Annotated in this window: 17 protein-coding genes and 1 tRNA gene; 4 read left to right on the forward strand and 14 right to left on the reverse strand. The window is 73.6% G+C overall.

The features are described 5' to 3' along the window. Together OHU34_RS07435 and murJ are read left to right on the forward strand one after the other, a co-directional pair. The gene (locus OHU34_RS07435; RefSeq protein ID WP_235034592.1) at nucleotides 1–426 is read left to right on the forward strand and encodes a (2Fe-2S) ferredoxin domain-containing protein; all 426 of its coding nucleotides are present in this window, start codon (nucleotides 1–3) and stop codon (nucleotides 424–426) included. Between the two features lie 149 nt (nucleotides 427–575). Continuing rightward, entirely contained in the window at nucleotides 576–2,159 is a 1,584-nt protein-coding gene (gene murJ, locus OHU34_RS07440) for a murein biosynthesis integral membrane protein MurJ (protein ID WP_405772181.1), read from the forward strand. Here murJ and OHU34_RS07445 read toward each other — a convergent pair. The 8 genes from OHU34_RS07445 to tdh form a co-directional block, all read right to left on the reverse strand. Next, nucleotides 2,065–2,811, reverse strand: coding sequence for a sigma-70 family RNA polymerase sigma factor (locus OHU34_RS07445; protein ID WP_142267131.1), 747 nt, complete (start codon nucleotides 2,809–2,811; stop codon nucleotides 2,065–2,067). The two genes, murJ and OHU34_RS07445, sit on opposite strands and share 95 nt — an antisense overlap. 199 nt (nucleotides 2,812–3,010) lie before the next feature. After that, nucleotides 3,011–3,087 (reverse strand) — tRNA-Pro (locus tag OHU34_RS07450). Between the two features lie 107 nt (nucleotides 3,088–3,194). Next, the gene (locus tag OHU34_RS07455) at nucleotides 3,195–3,554 is read right to left on the reverse strand and encodes an MmcQ/YjbR family DNA-binding protein (protein ID WP_230194074.1); all 360 of its coding nucleotides are present in this window, start codon (nucleotides 3,552–3,554) and stop codon (nucleotides 3,195–3,197) included. Nucleotides 3,555–3,584: 30 nt separating this feature from the next. Continuing rightward, nucleotides 3,585–4,106: a GNAT family N-acetyltransferase gene (locus OHU34_RS07460; protein ID WP_405765464.1), complete on the reverse strand. Its 522-nt coding sequence runs from the start codon at nucleotides 4,104–4,106 to the stop codon at nucleotides 3,585–3,587. Then, a complete protein-coding gene (locus tag OHU34_RS07465) occupies nucleotides 4,103–4,699 on the reverse strand; it encodes a helix-turn-helix domain-containing protein (protein ID WP_142267128.1) in 597 nt (198 codons plus the stop codon). The genes OHU34_RS07460 and OHU34_RS07465 overlap by 4 nt, the downstream gene beginning before the upstream one ends. A gap of 55 nt (nucleotides 4,700–4,754) precedes the next feature. Then, nucleotides 4,755–5,657: a LysR family transcriptional regulator gene (locus OHU34_RS07470; protein ID WP_057604307.1), complete on the reverse strand. Its 903-nt coding sequence runs from the start codon at nucleotides 5,655–5,657 to the stop codon at nucleotides 4,755–4,757. 95 nt (nucleotides 5,658–5,752) lie between these two features. Further along, on the reverse strand, nucleotides 5,753–6,964 hold the full coding sequence (locus OHU34_RS07475; RefSeq protein ID WP_142267127.1) for a glycine C-acetyltransferase: 1,212 nt from the start codon (nucleotides 6,962–6,964) through the stop codon (nucleotides 5,753–5,755). A 69-nt stretch (nucleotides 6,965–7,033) separates the two neighbouring features. Continuing rightward, complete coding sequence (tdh, locus tag OHU34_RS07480) at nucleotides 7,034–8,062, reverse strand: L-threonine 3-dehydrogenase (protein WP_020129494.1); 1,029 nt, start codon at nucleotides 8,060–8,062, stop codon at nucleotides 7,034–7,036. A gap of 252 nt (nucleotides 8,063–8,314) precedes the next feature. On the opposite strand from tdh, the gene OHU34_RS07485 reads away from it, so the two are divergent. Continuing rightward, complete coding sequence (locus OHU34_RS07485) at nucleotides 8,315–8,920, forward strand: GPP34 family phosphoprotein (RefSeq protein ID WP_020129493.1); 606 nt, start codon at nucleotides 8,315–8,317, stop codon at nucleotides 8,918–8,920. Nucleotides 8,921–8,930: 10 nt separating this feature from the next. On the opposite strand, the gene OHU34_RS07490 is transcribed toward OHU34_RS07485, so the two are convergent. From OHU34_RS07490 to OHU34_RS07515, 6 genes are all read right to left on the reverse strand, one after another. Further along, nucleotides 8,931–9,503 (reverse strand): GAF domain-containing protein, encoded by a 573-nt coding sequence (locus tag OHU34_RS07490; RefSeq protein WP_142267125.1) that lies wholly within the window; start codon nucleotides 9,501–9,503, stop codon nucleotides 8,931–8,933. Nucleotides 9,504–9,564: 61 nt separating this feature from the next. Beyond that, the gene (locus tag OHU34_RS07495) at nucleotides 9,565–10,224 is read right to left on the reverse strand and encodes an ATP/GTP-binding protein (protein ID WP_142267124.1); all 660 of its coding nucleotides are present in this window, start codon (nucleotides 10,222–10,224) and stop codon (nucleotides 9,565–9,567) included. Then, nucleotides 10,202–10,573, reverse strand: a complete 372-nt coding sequence (locus OHU34_RS07500; protein WP_020129490.1) for a DUF742 domain-containing protein — start codon at nucleotides 10,571–10,573, stop codon at nucleotides 10,202–10,204. Before OHU34_RS07500 ends, OHU34_RS07495 begins: the two co-directional genes overlap by 23 nt. Before the next feature lie 2 nt (nucleotides 10,574–10,575). Next, a complete protein-coding gene (locus OHU34_RS07505; RefSeq protein ID WP_020129489.1) occupies nucleotides 10,576–11,010 on the reverse strand; it encodes a roadblock/LC7 domain-containing protein in 435 nt (144 codons plus the stop codon). Nucleotides 11,011–11,072: 62 nt separating this feature from the next. Further along, a complete protein-coding gene (locus OHU34_RS07510; protein WP_405765468.1) occupies nucleotides 11,073–13,487 on the reverse strand; it encodes an ATP-binding protein in 2,415 nt (804 codons plus the stop codon). Between the two features lie 311 nt (nucleotides 13,488–13,798). Then, nucleotides 13,799–15,028 carry an MBL fold metallo-hydrolase gene (locus OHU34_RS07515; RefSeq protein WP_405765470.1) on the reverse strand — a complete coding sequence of 410 codons (1,230 nt, stop codon included), beginning with the start codon at nucleotides 15,026–15,028 and terminating at the stop codon, nucleotides 13,799–13,801. A 182-nt stretch (nucleotides 15,029–15,210) separates the two neighbouring features. Between OHU34_RS07515 and OHU34_RS07520 the strand changes: the two genes are divergently transcribed. Continuing rightward, nucleotides 15,211–16,398, forward strand: coding sequence for a Glu/Leu/Phe/Val dehydrogenase dimerization domain-containing protein (locus OHU34_RS07520; RefSeq protein WP_142267121.1), 1,188 nt, complete (start codon nucleotides 15,211–15,213; stop codon nucleotides 16,396–16,398). Nucleotides 16,399–16,439: the final 41 nt, after the last annotated feature.

Raw genomic sequence — 16,439 nt, forward strand, 5'->3', positions numbered from 1 at the left:
GTGATCCCCGCGCCGGCCGGCCGTCGCGCCCTGGTGGGCGCCGCCCGCAGTCGTCCCTGCACCCTCGTGGTGTGCAGGGGCTGCTGCTGCGGCGACGGCGGCAAACACCCCGGCTACGACCACGCCTGGCAGCTGGAGCGGCTGCGGGCGGCCGCCGCCGACTCCGCCGGCGCCTTCGAGGTCCGCACGACCGACTGCCTGGGCCCCTGCGACCAGGCCAACGTGATCGTCGTCCAGCCCTCGGCCGACGGACGCCGGGCCGGCGGCCGGGCCACCTGGGTCGGCTTCGCCATGGACGACGACTGCACGGAGGAGATCCTGACCTGGGCGGCGGCGGGCGGCCCGGGGATCGCGGCGCCGCCCCTCACGCTGGAGCTCCAGTTCATCAGCCCGCCGCGCGGCGAGCGGGTGCGCAGCCGCAGGTGACCCCCTGAGGCGCCAACCACCGCTACGAGCAAGGAGGTTGGGGCTCCCGGAGCCTTCTGACGTAGGTTGGCCCGATGGGGGCGACAACACAGCGGCAGTCCGAGCAACACGAGGTCGGCAAGGGCGGGGCGGCGCGCTCGTCGGTGCTGATGGCCCTCGGCACGATCGCGTCCCGGGCGACCGGGCTGATCCGCCAGGTCCTGCAGGCCGCCGCCCTGGGCACCGGCCTGCTGGCCAGTACGTACAACACCGCGAACACCGTGCCGACCAGCCTCTACACCCTGTTGATCGGCGGCGCGCTGAACGCCGTGCTGGTGCCGCAGCTGGTGCGGGCGAGGGCGACCCACCCGGACGGCGGGCGGGCCTACGAGCAGCGGCTCGTCACCCTGGTCGTGTCGGTCCTCGCCGTGGGGACGGCAGTGGCGGTGTGGGCGGCCCCGCAGATCGTCTCGCTGTACATGCGCGACACCCCGGACAACCACGCGGCGTACCGGCTCACCGTGGTCTTCGCCCGGTTCCTGCTCCCGCAGATCTTCTTCTACGGCCTGTTCAACATCTACGGACAGGTGCTCAACGCCCGCGAGCGGTTCGGCGCGATGATGTGGACGCCGGTCCTCAACAACGTCGTGCTGCTGGGCATGTTCGGCGCCTACCTCGGGCTGATGACCGTGCCGACGGAGGTCGCCGACGTCACCGACGCCCAGGTCCGACTGCTGGGCGTCGGGACGACCGTCGGCATCGCGGTGCAGGCCCTCGCGCTGGTCCCGTTCGCGCGGGCCGCCGGGTTCCGCTTCCGCCCGCGGTTCGACTGGCGCGGCTCCGGCCTGGGTTCCGGTGTGCACGCCGCCAAGTGGACCCTGCTGCTCGTCCTGACGAACCTCGTCTCGCTGACCGTGGTGACCAACTACGCCACCACGGTGGACCAGAGGCTGCCGGACGCCGGCGCGGGCTACACGGCGTACACCTACGCGCAGACCATCTGGATGCTGCCGCAGTCGGTGGTCACCGTCTCCCTGGTGACCGCGCTGCTGCCGCGCATGAGCCGCGCCGTCGCCCAGGGGCGGCTCGCGGACGTGCGCGCCGATCTGTCGCGCGGGCTGCGGGTGAGCGGGGTCGTCGTCGTCCCGGCCGCGTTCCTGTTCCTGGCCCTCGGTCCGCGGATCGCCACCCTGCTGTTCGCGCACGGCGCGGCCGACACGGCCTCCGCGCAGCCGCTCGGCCACATGCTCCAGGCGTTCGGACTCGGCCTGATCCCGTTCTCCGCGCAGTACCTCCTCCTGCGCGGCTTCTACGCCTTCGAGGACACCCGCACGCCGTTCCTCATGGCGCTCTGGATCGCGGCGGTGAACATCGCCCTGGCCACCGCCTGCCACCTGCTGCTGCCCGACCGCTGGGCGGTGACCGGCATGGCGGGGGCCTACACGCTGTCCTACCTTGCGGGGCTGGCCCTCACCGCGCGCCGGCTGCGCGGCCGGACCGGCGGGCGTCTGGACGACGGCGCGCTGCGGCGCACGTACACCAAGCTGCTGGTGGCGGCGGGCCTCGCCGCCGTCGCGGGGTGGGCGGCCGACGCCGTGTGCGCGAGCGCGCTGGGCGGCGGCACCGTGTCGACCGCGGCCGCCCTCGCGGCCGGCTCCCTCACCCTCGTCCTGGTCTATCTCGGTGTGGCCCGGCTGACGAAGGTCGACGAGCTGCGGGGGCTGCGGCGACCGCAGGATCGCTCGTCTCGGTGAGCAGGCCGGCCAGTGTGGCGCGGGCGCGGGCCACCCGGGAGCGGACGGTGCCGACCGGGCAGCCGCTCACCTCGGCCGCCTCCGCGTAGGGCAGCCCCAGCAACTGGGTCAGCACGAACGCCTCCCGCCGGTCCTCCGGCAGCGCGGCCAGCAGATCCAGCAGGACGACACCGTCGTCGAAGCCGGGCAGTCCGCGTGGCTGGGCCAGTTCGACGGCCGTCTGCCAGTCGGTCCGGTCCGACAGGCGCGGCCGGGCCGCGGCGGACCGGAAGCTGTCCATCACCGCCCGGCGCGCGATGGACAGCAGCCACGCCCGCGCCGAGGAACGCCCCTCGAACCGGTGCAGGCCGCTCAGGGCCCGCAGGAACGTGTCCTGCGCCAGATCGTCCGCCGCCTGCGGGTCGGCGCTCAGATGGGCCACGTACCGCAGGACGTCGTGGTGCAGGGCGCGTACGAACCCCTCGACGGCCGCCGCGTCACCGCCCCGCGCGGCCAGCGCCAGCGCGGTCGTCGACTCGTCGGCGGGTGCCGCCTTGCCGGCCCGCTTCGCGCGTGCCGCGCCGTGCGGTGTGCGGTGCCTCTCGGCCTTGGCGAAGTCGTGGAGTCCGAGGTGCTTGTCATGCTTGTCGGCCTTGCCGTGCCCTGCGGTCATGGCGCCTCATCCTGGCAGCGGGGCCGGGGGTCGTCACTCGGGGTTGGGGGAATCCACAGCCGGTCCGGCCGACTCACAGCACGGGACGGCGCGGACACGTCACCGCGTTGCGCCGCGTCTGTCCGGGCCGACCGCGTGGAAAACAACGAAGGCCGCTTCCACCCTTTCGTGGAAACGACCTTCCGACCTGCGATGAAGCTGGTCGGGACGACAGGATTTGAACCTGCGACCCCTTGACCCCCAGTCAAGTGCGCTACCAAGCTGCGCCACGTCCCGTTGCCCGCCTGACCTGGGGTTTCCCCTGGCCGAACACGCATGGAAACCATACCGCACTCGGGTCTATGGTCGCGCACCCGTTTCCCGCGCCCGGCCGCCGGGCACCGTCAGCCCCCCGGGGCCGCCCCCAGCTCCGGGTACGCGTCGAGCAGGCGCGGCGAGGCCGCCTGGCGCCAGGAGTCGGCAAGGATGTCCCGCAGCTCGTCCTCGTCCTCCAGGGCGGCGAGGCGGGCCCTCACCCAGGCGAACTGTGCCTCGTGGTCGGCGATCCAGAACTTCCCCGGCTCGGCGAGCACCAGTTCGTCGCGCTCCTCCTTGGGGCAGCGCACGGCGAGGGAGGTCTCCTCCTCGGGCAGCGTGGCGAACATCTTCCCCGCGACCCGGAAGGTGGGCATGTTCCAGGAGATCTTCTCCGTGGTGTCCGGCAGGGACAGGGCGATACGGCGTACGTCTTCGGCGTCCGGCATGCTCCGCACGGTAGCCGCTGCCACTGACAGTCACCCGACGCCGACATTCTTGTAGTACAGGGTGGTCGGGCGCAGGACCCCGGCCGGGCTCGCCGCGTAGTCCGGGATCACTCCGGCCCTGGTCCACCCGGCGATGCGGTACAGGTGCTCGGCGGGGCTGTCGGTCTCGGTGTCCAGGTGCAGCAGGGTGACACCGGCCGCGGCGGCGCTCTCCTCGGCGGCGGTCAGCAGGGTGCGGCCGAGGCCCTTCCCGCGGGCGTCCCGGTGGACCATCAGCTTGACGAGTTCGGCGCGGTGGCGGCTGTTGGGCTTGTCGGGGAAGGCCAGGCCGACGGTGCCGACGACACGGTCCCCGTCCTGCGCCGCCCAGACCGCGAGCTGCCCGGCGGCGACACCCTCCGCCCGGTCCTTCCACCAGCCCTCGGCCGCCGTCCGGTCGAGCGGGGCGAGGAAGCCGAGCGAGGCGCCGTCGTCCACCGCGTCGACCAGCAGGTCGGCCAACTCCGCCGCGCGGGCGCGCAGTCGGGGGGCGTCGAGCCGGGTCACGGTCATGGCAGCACCACCGCCAGCACGTACCGCACGTCCTCGTCGCCCGTGCACCGGAACCGGGTCGGGCCCCACACCCGCAGGCGCAGGCAGTCCCCGACGCCGAGCTGATGCCCGGTGTCCTCGGCCGTCACTTCCAGGGCGCCCTCCAGCACCCAGATGTGCTGTTCCAGGCCCGCCACGGGCGGCCGGTCGTAGGCGATGTCGGCGCCCACGGCGAGCCGGCCCTCGACCAGTTCGCCGCGCAGCGCGGGGTGCGGCGGCGACACGGAGCGCCGGACGAACCCGGAGGCCCGGTCCTCCCAGACGGACTGCTCGTCGGCGCGCACCAGCGGCGCGGGCTCCGCCTCCACCTCGCTGAGCAGCCGGGACATGGTCCGCCCGTAGACATGGCACAGCCGGTTCAGCAGCGCGGCGGTCGGACTGGTCTCCGCCCGCTCGGCCCGCGACAGGGTCGACCGGCTCACCCCGCTGCGTTCCGCCAACTCCCCCAGCGACCAACCGCGTTCGGCCCGCAACTCGGCCAGCCGCCCGGCGATCCGCACATCGACGGGGTCCGGCACCCCGACCCTCTCCGCTCCGCCTGTCTCGTGTCCCATATCCGGGATGCTATCCCTGATATGGGACGGTGAGGTTACGGAAAGCTCACAAGGCTCACACGCGTGCGGCTTCGCCCAGCGCCTCCAGCACCGGCCGGATCAGCGGATGCCCCTCCGCTCCCCGGCGGACGGCCGCGAAGACCCGCCGGGTCGGCGCCACCCCGTCGACCGGCCGTACGACCACCCCTGTGAGGTCCATGCCGCGCAGCGCCGAACGCGGGACGAGCGCGACGCCCGCGTCGGCCGAGGCCAGGGCGACGACCGCGCGGAAGTCGTCCGAGGAGTGCTCCAGACGGGGCTGGAATCCGGCGTTCTCGCAGGCCAGGACGACCACGTCATGGCAGGGGTTGCCCGGGTAGGGACCGATCCACGGGTCCTTGGCCAGTTCGGCGAGTGGAACCTCGGGGGCGTCGGCGAGACGGTGACTGACCGGGACGACCGCGTCGAAGGGCTCGGCGTAGAGCGGGACGTGCGCCAGTCTCGGATCGTCGGCGGCCGGGGCCCCGCGGTACTCGACGGCGACCGCGACATCGACCTGCCGGTCGAGCACCATCGGCAGACTGGCGTCGCCCTCGGCGTCCTGGACGCGGATCCGGATCCCCGGGGCGGTACCGGCCAGCCGGGCCACCGCGGGCGCCACGACCAGGGCGATCCCCGTCGCGAAGGCGGCGACCGTGACCGTGCCGGCCGCTCCGGAGCTGTAGGCGGCCAGCTCCGCCTCGGCCCGCTCCAGCTGGGCCAGGACGGCGTTGGTGTGGGTGAGCAGGATCTCGCCTGCCGGGGTGAGCCGTACGCCCTTGGCACTCCGCTCGACCAGCCGATGGCCGGTCTCCTGCTCCAGGGCAGTCAGCTGCTGGGAGACGGCGGACGGGGTGAGATACAGCGCGGCGGCAGCCGCGGTCACCGTGCGGTGGTCGGCCACCGCACGAAGGATGTGGAGCCGCCGCGCTTCGATCATGGATCGATTATCGCAATATGTCCGAGCCCCTCAGACCGCCTCCCGGCCCGATCAGCCACGGGCCGGGACCGCCGTCGGCCCCGGCCCCGCTGTGTTCAGACCGCCTGCGGCTCGGACGCTTGCAGTTCCGACCGCGCCGCGACGAAGGCGTCGACGGCGCGGTTGACGTCGTCCGTGGAGTGCGCGGCGGACAGCTGGACCCGGATGCGGGCCCGGTCCTGCGGGACCACCGGGTAGGAGAAGCCGATCACGTACACCCCGCGCTCCAGGAGCAGTTCGGCCATCCGGCCCGCCTTCGCCGCGTCGCCGATCATCACGGGCGCGATGGCGTGGTCGCCGGGCAGGATGTCGAAGCCCTCGTCGGTCATCCGGCGGCGGAACAGCGCGGTGTTCTCGGCGAGCCGCACCCGCAGGTCGTCGGCCGACTCCAGCAGGTCGAGGACCTTCAGCGAGGCGGCGGCGATGACCGGGGCGAGGGTGTTGGAGAAGAGGTACGGGCGGGAGCGCTGGCGCAGCAGCGCGACGATCTCCGCCCGGGCGGCCACATAACCGCCGGACGCGCCGCCCAGCGCCTTGCCGAGGGTGCCGGTGATGATGTCGACGCGGTCCATCACGCCGTGCAGCTCGGGCGTGCCGCGACCGCCGGGACCGACGAAGCCGACCGCGTGCGAGTCGTCGACCATGACCATGGCGTCGTAGCGCTCGGCGAGGTCGCAGATCTCGGCGAGGGGCGCCACGTAGCCGTCCATGGAGAAGACGCCGTCGGTGACGACCAGCCGGCGCCGCGCGTCGGAGGCATCCTTCAACTGCCGCTCCAGGTCGGCCAGATCACGGTTGGCGTAGCGGAACCGGCGGGCCTTGGACAGCCGGATGCCGTCGATGATCGAGGCGTGGTTGAGCGCGTCCGAGATCACCGCGTCCTCGGGCCCGAGGAGCGTCTCGAAGACCCCTCCGTTGGCGTCGAAGCAGGAGGAGTACAGGATCGTGTCCTCCTGGCCGAGGAAGGCCGAAAGACGGGCCTCCAGCTCCTTGTGCACCTCCTGCGTACCGCAGATGAAGCGCACCGACGCCATGCCGTAGCCCCAGCGGTCGAGGGCCGCGTGGGCGGCGGCGACGACCTCGGGGTGGTCGGCGAGGCCGAGGTAGTTGTTGGCGCAGAAGTTGAGGACCTCGCCGGGCCGGCCGCCCGCGGTGACGGCGACCGTCGCCGACTGCGGGCTGCCGATGACCCGCTCCGGCTTGTGCAGACCGGCGGCGCGGATCTCGTCGAGGGTGGCGCGCACGTCGTCGCGCACGGAGTCGAACATCAGGAAGCTCCTAAAAAGCGCAGGAAGCAGGAACGCGGGAAACGCAGGAAAGCGGGAAACGCAGGTGGCTCACGCGGTCCAGTCGAGGATGACCTTGCCGCCGCGGCCGCTCGCGGCGTCGGCGAAGGCCGCCTCGAAGTCGCGGTAGCCGTACCTGCCGGTGATCACGGGGGCGAGGTCGAGGCCGCCCTCCAGCAGCACCGACATCGCGTACCAGGTCTCGAACATCTCTCGGCCGTAGATGCCCTTGATCGTGATCATCGAGGTGACGATCCGGGCCCAGTCGACCGGGAACTCCTCGGCGGGCAGCCCCAGCATGGCGATCCGGCCGCCGTGCGTCATGTTGGCGATCATGTCGCGCAGCGCCGCGGGCCGGCCGGACATCTCCAGACCGATGTCGAAGCCCTCACGCAGCCCCAGCTCACGCTGCCCGTCGGCGATGGACTCCTGCGACACGTTGAGCGCGAGGCTCGCACCGATCTTGCGGGCCAGCTCCAGCCGCTCCTCGCTGACGTCGGTGACGACGACGTTGCGGGCACCCGCGTGCCGGGCGACGGCGGCGGCCATCAGGCCGATCGGCCCGGCGCCGGTGATCAGCACGTCCTCGCCGACGAGCGGGAAGGACAGCGCGGTGTGCACGGCGTTGCCGAACGGGTCGAAGATCGCCGCCACGTCGAGGTCCACCGGGACCCGGTGCACCCACACGTTGGACGCGGGCAGGGCGACGTACTCCGCGAAGGCGCCGTCACGGCCGACGCCGAGCCCGACGGTCGCCCGGCACAGATGGCGGCGCCCGGCCAGACAGTTGCGGCACTTGCCGCAGACGAGGTGCCCCTCACCGCTGACCCGGTCCCCCACCTGGATGTCGGCGACATCGCGGCCGGTGCCGACCACCTCGCCGACGAACTCGTGCCCGAGCACGAGCGGGGTGCTGATCGTCGCCTGCGCCCAGCCGTCCCAGGACCGGATGTGCAGATCCGTGCCGCAGATACCGGTGCGCAGCACCCTGATCAGCACGTCGCCGGGCCCGACGGCCGGCTCGGGGACGTCCGCGAGCCACAGTCCGGGCTCCGCCTTCTCCTTGACCAGCGCCTTCACGCTACGGCTCCTGTGGTGAGGGCCCGGGCGCGAGCAGCCCGAAGGGCCCCGCATCCGGGAAGACATGTGGATTCGCCCAGCAATCTGCCGCACTTCACCGGCCCGGTCCATCGAGCTTTTCTTAAGCGCCGCCACAGCTCCGCTTCACACGGGTGGCCCGCTCGCCCGGACCGGCTTCCCGCACACCACGGTGGGGCGTGCCACCCTGGACCGCAACCCTCACCAGGCCGGCCGACTGACATGGAGCCCTCGATGACCACAGCACGGGACCTGTTGCTCGTCGCGATGGACGTGGCGCCCGTACGCCCCGCAGGGCAGGGCGAACTGTCCCTGGCCCTCGCGGGCGCCGAGGTGATCGATCTCGTCGGGACCGGAGCGGTGACCCTCGACGGCGACCTCCTCGTGCCCGGCACGGCGCCGGCACCGGACGACCGCCTCCTGGCCGAGGCCGCGGCGTCACTCGTACGGGCGGCGCCGTACGAGTCGGTCGAGGACTGGCTGTGGCGGCGCGGCAGCGGCCTGGCCGCGGCCTATTCCGCCCGGTTCGAGGCGGACGGGCTGACCGGCCGGGCGCGTCACGGCCGGCTCCCGTTCCGGTCGGCGGGGACGGAGCCGCTCGACTCACCGGCGCGTCGCCACGCCACCGGGCGCTGGGCGGCGGACGAGCCGGTCCTCGCCGCGCTGGGCGCCGCCGTGGGTCTGCGCGAGGAGCCCGCCGACGGCTTCCCGGACCTCCCCGGCGACACGGTCGTGACGGTCCTGGCAGCGGTCGGCGACGCGGTGGCGGAACTCGAGGCCGTACGACAGCGTCGGTCCATCGAGGACGCGGCCTTCGACAACATCTGGCGGGCCCCCTGACCCGCGTACCTCACGGCTCCGGGAACCCGTCGGTCTCCCGCCGCTGAAGGTGTCCGGCGAGTTCGGCGGCCGTCGACTTGATCGTCGCCAGGCCGGCCTTCCCCCAGGGCCGGGGCGTGAGATCGGCGACGCACACCGTGCCCAGCACCATGCCGCTCGTGTCGATGAGCGGGGCGCCGAGGTAGGAGCGGATGCCGTACTCGTCGACGACCGGGTTGCCCGCGAAGCGCGGGTAGTCGCCCACGTCCTCGAGCACCAGCGCCTTGCGCCGCGCGACGACGTGCGGGCAGTAGCCGTAGTCGCGGGGCAGTCGGCGGCCCACCTCGGGTTTGCCGCCGCGCGCGGCCCGGCCGCCCTGCGGGGTGTGCAGCCCGGCGAAGAACTGCCGTTCCTCGTCGAGGAAGTTGACCATGGCGTACGGCGCACCGGCCACCTCGGCCAGGCGGTCCGCGAAGGCGTCCAGAGCGGGCTCCGGCTGTGCCCCGAGGCCGAGTCTGCGCAGCCTGCGGGCACGGGCGGGGGCTTCCCTGTCCTCCGGGGTGAGCAACAGACGACCGGCCGGGCGCGGCGGGTCGTAGCTCATGGCCGGGTTCCGTCGCTGTGGACGTACGTCATATGCGGCTCCGGGGCGTCGGGTGCGGGGATCACATGTGGGCGCCGCGGCTCGGCTGGGGTGCGGCCGGTGCGTGGGCGATGAGGTGTTTGACGAGGGTGAGCAGGGTCTGGACCCCGGACGCGGAGATACGGGCGTCGCAGCGCACGACGGGGACGTCCGGGGCGAGGTCGATGGCGGCGCGCACCTCCTCGGGGTTGTAGCGGTGGGAGCCGTCGAACTCGTTGACGGCGATGATGAAGGCGAGTCCGCGTTCCTCGAAGAAGTCGACGGCCGCGAAGCACTCCTCGAGGCGGCGGGTGTCGGCGAGGATGACCGCTCCGAGGGCGCCCTCGGACAGTTCGTCCCACATGAACCAGAACCTCTCCTGGCCGGGTGTGCCGAACAGGTAGAGGACGTGGCTCGGGTCGAGGGTGATGCGGCCGAAGTCCATGGCGACGGTCGTCTCGACCTTGTTCTCGATGCCGTCGAGGTTGTCGGTGGCGGCACTGACCGTGGTGAGCAGTTCCTCGGTGCTGAGCGGCGCGATCTCGCTCACGGCGCCGACGAAGGTCGTCTTGCCGACCCCGAAACCGCCCGCGACCAGGATCTTCAGCGCCGTGGGAAAGGGGTCGGAGCCGCCGCCGTCGCGGGCGCCGTACTCGCGGTGCTCGTCGTACGCGTCGTACTCAGAGCTGTCGTCGTAGTCCATCGAGCACTGCCTCCAGAAGGGCCCGGTCGGTGGGGATGTGGTGGTACTCGGGGGGCTTGGTGGTCAGCGCCCCGCAGTCGAGGAGATCGGAGAGCAGCACCTTGGTGACCGCTGCCGGCAGCTTCAGATGGGCCGCGATCTCGGCCACCGACACGGGCGCGCGGGTCAGGTGGAGCGCGGTCGCGTGTTCGGGACCGAGGTAGCCGAGGGGGGTCGCCCCGGTGGCCATCACCTGCGACATCAGGTCGAGGGCGACGCTGGGCTTGGTCCGGCCCCCGCTGACCGTGAACGGGCGCACCAGCCGCCCGGCCGCGTCGTCGAGCCAGGGCCCGTCGCCGGCCGCCGCCACGCTCAAGGCCCCATCACCGACGGTTCGACGGCGTGCTGCCGGGGCGCGGTCATGAGATACGGCCGGACGCTCTTGACGAGCATCGACATCTCGTAACCGAGCACCGCCGCGTCGGCCTCCCGGCCGGCGAGCACCGCGAGACACGCGCCCGAGCCCGCGGTGGTGACGAACAGCAGCGTCGAGTCGAGTTCGACGACGACCTGCCGCACGTCCCCGCCGTCGCCGAACCGGACGCCGGCGCTGCGGCCGAGGGAGTACAGGCCGGAGGCCAGGGCGGCCATGTGGTCGGCGCTGTCCGGGTCGAGGCCGTGGACCGACTTCACCAGTCCGTCGCAGGAGAGCAGCACCGCGCTCGTGGTGTGCGGTACGCGCTGCACGAGGCCGCTCATCAGCCAGTCGAGATCGGATACCTGGCCGGTCGGCGCATCGCTCGCCATGGTGGATCGACTCCTTGGGGTACGAAGGTCTGCGGGAGCGCTGGGGGTGGGGGTGACCGTGCTCATCCGGCTGGTGCGCTCCCGTCGTGCCGGGCGGTGGATCGTTCGGGACCGGGCAGGTCCGGCCCGTCACCCGCGCCGTACGCCTCGGGCGGCGCGGCGGTGGGCGTGGGGCGCGCCTGCGGTATGCGGGACGGGTGCGGCGGTCGTACGTCGGCGGCGACGGGGAGGGGTGCCGGCCGGGCCTGTTCCGGGCCCCCGACCGGGGCGGTGTCGCCCACGGCACCGTGGCTTCCGGGCCGCCGGCCGTGGTCCGACGCCGGGTGGGCGGCCGGGTCGAGCAGGACTTCGAGAGGGGCCGGCGGGCGCGGCGGTACCGGGTCCGGGACGTCCGCCTCCAGGCTCTGCTGGGCCTCGGCCAGGCCGATGCCGCGCTGGAAGGCCGCCATCAGGCCGGGGTCGTGGCCGGCGGGCTGCTCGAAGTCCTGGCGCGGGGCGGGGCCGCCGCGCAGCTGGGGCACGAGGTGCTCCTGGGCCCGGCGGCGGGGCAGTTGGGGCTTGCCCATGGTGCCGCGCACCGCGCCGACGCGCGGGGTGGGCGCGATGCCGGCGTGCTCCTCGACGACGGGCCGGTCGGCGCGCCGGATGCCGGGCACGGCCTCGGCCGGGTTGGCCCGTGCCGCTCGGGCGCCCCGGACGGGCAGCGGCGCGGGGGCGCCCGGCCGCTGCGGCATCGGCTCGGCGGGGGCGGGGTGCGGGGGCGGCGCGGCGGCGTGGGCCGGGCCGGCGCCGCTCGGGTGACCCTGCGAGGGCGGGGCGACCACGGGCACCCCGGACCCGGACGTGTCCCGTGCCGGGGACGGGGCCGGGGTCGGGGCGGGAGCCGGGGTGGGGTTCTGGACCGTGCCCGGGACGTTCCAGGCCTCCGGCGAGCCGGCCGAGGGGCCGGGGCGCGTGCCTGAGCCCTGCGCCCGCGCCGGGCCGAACGAGCGTCCGGCGCCGTCGGTGTCCCGTCCGGGGGACGGCGCCGAGGGCCCGCCCGGGCCCGGCGCGTCCTGCGGATGCGCGAAGCCCGTCGGACGGCCCACGTCCGCGGTGTGGCGCGGGCCGCGCGGCTGTCCGGGATCGGGGGTCCGGGCGGCGTGGGACTGCGGGGCGGGCGGCAGGGGCGGCCGTACCGGATCGGCCACCGCGGGGGGTGCGGCGGGCACGAGGGGCAGGCCGCCGCCGTCGGTGTCCGGTCCGCGCGGCACTGCCCCGGGGACGCCCGGAGCGGAGCCCAGCAGTGCCTGCGGCACGACGAGGACGGCCTGGACACCGCCGTAGATGTTGCTCTGGAGACGGACCCGGATGCCGTGCCGCCGGGCGAGCTGGGAGACGACGAACAGGCCGATGCGGCCGTCGGCGAGCAGACGGCCGACGTTGACCTGGTCGGGGTCGGCGAGCAAAGCGTTCATCCTGCTCTGCTCCTCGACGGGCATACCGAGCCCGCGGTCCTCGACCTCGACGGCGAGTCCGGAGGTGACGAGGTTCGCGCGCAACAGCACCTGGGTGTGCGGGGCGGAGAACACCGTGGCGTTCTCGACGAGTTCGGCGAGCAGGTGGATGACGTCGGCGACGGCGTGGCCGCGCAGTTCGCCGTCGATGGGCGGGACGAGTTTGACCCGTGCGTACTGCTCGACCTCGGCGATGGCGGAGCGCAGCACCTCGGTCATGGAGACCGGGTTGCTCCACTGCCGCCGGGAGACGGCCCCGCCGAGGACGGCGAGGTTCTCGGCGTGCCGGCGGATGCGGGTGGCGAGGTGGTCGACGTGGAAGAGGCCCTTGAGGAGATCGGGGTCCTCGATCGCGTTCTCCAGCTCGTCGAGGATCGAGATCTCGCGGTGCACCAGGGACTGAAGGCGCCGCGCGAGGTTGACGAAGACCTCCAGTTTCTGTTCGCTGCCGGCCTGGCTGGACAGCTGCGCGGCCTGTACGACGGCGGTGACGGCCCCTTCGTGGGCCCGGGCCAGGTCGGCGGCGAGCAGCTCGAAGTCGTCGGCGTCGCCGGGCGGTCCGCCGCGCGACGTGCGCCGGGGCGGGACCTCGCCGCGGCGCAGCGCCTCGATGACGGCACGCAGCTCGGCCTCGCCGCGCGCGCTGCCGCGGCGCAGGGCCGCGACACGGTCGCTGACCGAGCGGGCGGCGCGGTCCGCGGCCACGGCGGCGATGACGATGCCGACGCCGGTCACCGCGACGGCACCGGCGAGGACCGCCCACAGGGTCACGCCGGGCCGGACGTGGGTGGAGCGCACGGTGAACAGGACGACCGCGCAGGCGCTGAGGGCGACCGCGGTCGGCGGGAGCACGGCGAGCCGCAGCAGCTGGGGCCGTATGTGTGTCTCGGCCGACGCCGGTGCGGGGCGGGCGACCGGCCGCCCGTGCCGTCCGCCCTCACGGCGGTCGGCGCGTGTGGCGGGTGCGCGGAGGTGAGACATCGGTGTCCTCGTACTGGTCCGTCGAGCCTGGCTGTCGGTCGGGAGAGCCGAAGAATTCGGCCCGGCGTCGCCCGACGGCCACTCACAGTAGTCGGCAACGTGTCAGGTGCGGTGGGCAGTTGACAAAGTCACCCAGCGAGCGTCCCGCTCTGGTATGAGGCTTCGCACGACAGACCGATAAGGCCGCGCCACCCGGAGGACAACACGGAAAGCACGCGATCAGACCTGGTCGGAGATGGTCCGGAAACGACTGTGCGGGCCGGGGAGCTTTTCACTCCCCGGCCCGCACGGTCGAACGCCTCCGGCCCCCGTCAGCCCGCCGGGACAGCCTCCGGCGCGTCGCCGCCTTCGACGACACCCCGACTTTCATCACTCTCAGTATCGGCTTTGGCCTTGGTTACCGTCGCGACCAGAGGCTGCCATCCGGCGGCCGGCGCGAGTGCCACCTCCCGCCACCACGGCTCGCCCGGGACGGTCTCGGCGGCGGGCTCGAAGGGCTCGCCGGGCTTGGGCAGGGCGGCCCGCGCCCCGGCGGCCCGCGCGGCGGCCAGGGTGCCCTCCCCCGGGTCGGTCCACGCGTGGGTGGCGAGGTTGAACGTGCCCCAGTGGATCGGCAGCATCACTCCGCCGGTACCGCTCTGGAGGTCCAGGTGGGCACGCATGCCCTCCTCGGGGGTCATGTGGATGTCGGGCCAGAAGTCCGAGTAGGCCCCGATCTGGATCATGGTCGCGTCGAACGGGCCGTGCTCGGCGCCGATCTCCCGGAAGCCCTCGAAGTAGCCGGTGTCACCGCTGTGGTAGATCCGGTGCTCGTCGCCCGCGACGACCCAGGAGGCCCACAGGGTGTGCTGGGTGTTGCGCAGACCGCGGCCGCAGAAGTGCCGGGCCGGGGTGGCGGTCAGGGTGAGCCCGCCGACCTTCGTCGCCTCGTGCCAGTCCAGCTCGCGCAGCCGGTCGGCGGACACGCCCCAGTGCTCGAGGTGGGCACCGACGCCGAGCGGCACGGCGAACAGGGTGTCCGTGTCCGCGAGCGCCTTGATCGTGGGCAGGTCCAGATGGTCGTAGTGGTCGTGCGAGATGACGACGACGTCGACCGGGCCCAGCGCGGCCAGCGGCAGCGGGACCGGGTGCAGCCGCTTGGGCCCCGCGAAGGGGAAGGGGGAGCAGCGCTCGCCCCAGACGGGGTCGAACAGGACACGCTGCCCGTCGATCTCCGCGAGCACGCTGGAGTGCCCCATCCAGGTCAGCCGCAGCCCCGTGGCCGGCGGCTTGGCGAGGTCGGCGAGCGTGGTGGGGTGCACCGGTACGGTGCCCGCGGGGGCGCGGCGGGGGCGCTGTTCCTTGTCGAAGAAGACCTTGGCGAAGTCGAGCGTGGAACCCGACGGACGGGTCCGCGCCGGTCCGCCGGGGTTCTGGAAGACCCCGTCCTTGAAGTGGGGCGATCTGCGGATGCGCGCCAGGCGCTCGCCACTCGGATCCGCGCCGAAGGCCGCGGGCTGTAGAGCGCGGAGCCCGGAGCTCAGGGAACGGAAACCGGACACGGTACCTCCAGGTGGAGTCGCTGAGGCATTCCATTATGGGTGCCCGCTCCGACAACGCCGGTGGTCACCCCGGCCATTCCGCCGCGAGCCTGCTTTGACACGGCGTCCCTGCGTTCCGATACTGACCCACTGTTCAGTACCAGCCGTTTCGGCCGTACCGGCCCGCCGGTCGCGGAGTCCGTATGACCGCCCCCTTCCTGTCGCTCACCTGGACCGATCACGTCACCGGGCGCCAGGGCCACCTGGTCGTCGACCGGCTCGTGCGCGGCGTGTGCAGCGGCGGGCTGCGGATGCGGGCGGGCTGCACCCTGGAGGAGGTGACCGGCCTCGCCCGCGGCATGAGCCTCAAGGAGGCGCTGCACTACGACCCCGAGGCCCGCTACGTCCCGCTGGGCGGAGCCAAGGGCGGCATCGACTGTGATCCCCGGGACCCGGAGGCGTACGGACTGCTGGTGCGGTACCTGCGGGCGGTGCGGCCGTACGTGGAGAGCTGCTGGACCACCGGCGAGGACCTGGGGCTGACCCAGGACCTGGTGGACCGGGCGGCCGCCGAAGCGGGGCTGGTGTCGTCCGTGCAGGCGGTCTACCCGCTGCTGGACGACGCCTCCGCCGCGCGCGAGCGGCTCGCCGCCGCGTTCGCCGTCGAGGTGGACGGCATCGGCCTGGACGAGCTGGTCGGCGGCTGCGGGGTCGCCGAGTCCGTGCTCACCGCGCTGGACCGGGACGGGGTGGCGTACGCAGGGACGCGGGTCGCCCTCCAGGGGTTCGGCACCATGGGCGGGGCCACTGCCCGGTTCCTCACGCGCGCGGGGCTGACGGTGGTGGCCGTCGCCGACGTCAAGGGCACGATCGCCTGCCCGGCCGGTCTCGACGTGGAGGCGCTGCTGGCCGCGCGGGACGCCCACGGCACGGTGGACCGCGCCGTGCTGCGCCCCGCGGACCTCGAGCTGCCGGGTGACGCCTGGCTGTCGGTGGAGGCGGAGGTGCTGGTGCCGGCCGCCGTGTCGTACGCCATCGGGGTCGAGGAGCAGGCGCGGATCGGCGCCCGGTGGATCGCCGAGGCGGCCAACATGCCGGTCCTGCCGGAGGCGGAGAAGCTGCTGCACGCGCGCGGGGTGAGCGTGCTGCCGGACGTCGTCGTCAACTCCGGGACGAACGCCTGGTGGTGGTGGACGCTGTTCGGCGACATCGGCGCGGACGCGGCGGAGGCCTTCGCCTACACGCGCCGCTCGATGCGCGCCCTGGTGGAACTGGTGCTGGCCCGCGCCGAGACGGACGGCACCACACCGCGGGCCGCCGCGCACACGATCGCCGAGCAGCGGCTGCCGGTGATCGCGGAACGCTTCGGGCGGTACCGGCCCGCTCCGTGAGCGTCCGCCGCCACGGACCGGCCCGTCGCCGCGCACGCCGA

Origin of the sequence: Streptomyces sp. NBC_00080, from assembly GCF_045041255.1 — a bacterium.
GTDB classification, from domain to species: Bacteria; Actinomycetota; Actinomycetes; order Streptomycetales; family Streptomycetaceae; genus Streptomyces; species Streptomyces coriariae.

Coding starts and splice junctions, on each gene's coding strand:
- OHU34_RS07445 (WP_142267131.1), bottom strand. CDS start 2,811: ATGACCGCAGGGCACGGCAAGGCCGACAAGCATGACAAGCACCTCGGA.
- OHU34_RS07510 (WP_405765468.1), bottom strand. CDS start 13,487: ATGTCTCACCTCCGCGCACCCGCCACACGCGCCGACCGCCGTGAGGGC.
- OHU34_RS07485 (WP_020129493.1), top strand. CDS start 8,315: ATGACCACAGCACGGGACCTGTTGCTCGTCGCGATGGACGTGGCGCCC.
- OHU34_RS07455 (WP_230194074.1), bottom strand. CDS start 3,554: ATGCCGGACGCCGAAGACGTACGCCGTATCGCCCTGTCCCTGCCGGAC.
- OHU34_RS07495 (WP_142267124.1), bottom strand. CDS start 10,224: ATGGACTACGACGACAGCTCTGAGTACGACGCGTACGACGAGCACCGC.
- OHU34_RS07505 (WP_020129489.1), bottom strand. CDS start 11,010: ATGGCGAGCGATGCGCCGACCGGCCAGGTATCCGATCTCGACTGGCTG.
- OHU34_RS07470 (WP_057604307.1), bottom strand. CDS start 5,657: ATGATCGAAGCGCGGCGGCTCCACATCCTTCGTGCGGTGGCCGACCAC.
- OHU34_RS07460 (WP_405765464.1), bottom strand. CDS start 4,106: ATGACCGTGACCCGGCTCGACGCCCCCCGACTGCGCGCCCGCGCGGCG.
- OHU34_RS07520 (WP_142267121.1), top strand. CDS start 15,211: ATGACCGCCCCCTTCCTGTCGCTCACCTGGACCGATCACGTCACCGGG.
- murJ (WP_405772181.1), top strand. CDS start 576: ATGGCCCTCGGCACGATCGCGTCCCGGGCGACCGGGCTGATCCGCCAG.
- OHU34_RS07475 (WP_142267127.1), bottom strand. CDS start 6,964: ATGTTCGACTCCGTGCGCGACGACGTGCGCGCCACCCTCGACGAGATC.
- OHU34_RS07490 (WP_142267125.1), bottom strand. CDS start 9,503: ATGAGCTACGACCCGCCGCGCCCGGCCGGTCGTCTGTTGCTCACCCCG.
- OHU34_RS07465 (WP_142267128.1), bottom strand. CDS start 4,699: ATGGGACACGAGACAGGCGGAGCGGAGAGGGTCGGGGTGCCGGACCCC.